At 65.9% G+C, this 528-nt stretch carries 1 protein-coding gene; it reads left to right on the forward strand.

The features are described 5' to 3' along the window. Nucleotides 1–49 precede the first annotated feature (49 nt). The coding region (locus PA598K_RS38475; RefSeq protein ID WP_260405735.1) for a sirohydrochlorin chelatase at nucleotides 50–528 on the forward strand (479 nt) is incomplete at its 3' end.

Consider the following 528-nt stretch of genomic DNA (forward strand, 5'->3'; position numbering starts at 1 on the left):
GGACAAGACATCGTCTCATAGAGAAGCTGGAGCTGCGCGCAAGTACGGCGTGCTCGTCATCAGCCACGGTTCGCGCGAGGCGGATTGGGTGACACTGGTAGATGAAGCGGTGGCGGAGGTGCGTGTGCCGGAGGGCGTCGCGATCTACTCGTCGTTCCTGGAGATCGTCGAGGGACGGCTCATCCAGGACGGCATCGACGCGCTGGAAGCGCAGGGCGTCACCGACATCTATGTGCTGCCGCTCTTCATCTCCTCGGGCAGCACGCATATCGACGACATCGGCCAAGGCTTCGGCGAGCCGCCGGTATCGGATCGCGAGGGCGATCTCGGCATCTTCACGGTGCGCTCGGCCCGGGTCACGGTCGGCCCGCCGATCGACGACGATCCGGAGATCGCCGAGATCCTGCTGGCCAATATCCGCGAGCTCTCGCAGGACCCGGCGAGCGAGGCAGTGCTGCTGGTCGCCCATGGCAGCAAGGAGGCGGTATTCCACGGCCGTTGGCGGCAAGGGATGCAGCGGCTGGGGGA

The organism is Paenibacillus sp. 598K, assembly GCF_003851045.1.
In the GTDB taxonomy this organism is placed as follows: Bacteria; Bacillota; Bacilli; order Paenibacillales; family Paenibacillaceae; genus Paenibacillus_D.